1 protein-coding gene is annotated in these 449 nt (G+C 66.4%); it reads left to right on the forward strand.

Features of this window, described 5'->3' with window-relative positions; translation table 11 throughout:
• Window positions 1–415: transposase (locus tag FFK22_RS42270; protein WP_138893739.1), on the forward strand; the 415-nt coding region annotated here is incomplete at its 5' end.
• Window positions 416–449 lie beyond the last annotated feature (34 nt).

The raw sequence follows: 449 nt of genomic DNA on the forward strand, positions 1-449 counted from the left end.
GTTCTATGCCGACCTCAAGGCCTATCGCCGCGATCCAACGCCGGCGCGACGGGCCGCTCTGCGCACCCGCTTCGACCGCATCTTCAAGCGCCGCACCGGCTTCGCCACCCTCGACCGGCTGCTCGCCCGTCTCCACGCCAACAAGGCCGAATTGCTGATGGTGCTCGATCGGCCGGACATCCCGCTCCACACCAACGGTTCCGAGAATGACATTCGCTGCCAGGTGACCAGGCGCAAGCTCAGCGGCGGGACAAGAAGCGATGCCGGGCGTGACTGCCGCGACGCCTTCCTCGGCATCGCCAAGACCTGCGCCAAACTCCGCATCTCGTTCTGGGACTATCTCGGCTCCAGACTTGCCGTCGCCGGCAACGCCGCCGTCCCCTATCTTCCGGAACTCGTCGGCAACCCAGCCTGACTGGCAGCCCTGCCCGGCCTTATGCCCCTGTTAC

The organism is Mycobacterium sp. KBS0706 (assembly GCF_005938675.2).
GTDB lineage: Bacteria > Pseudomonadota > Alphaproteobacteria > DSM-16000 > Inquilinaceae > Inquilinus.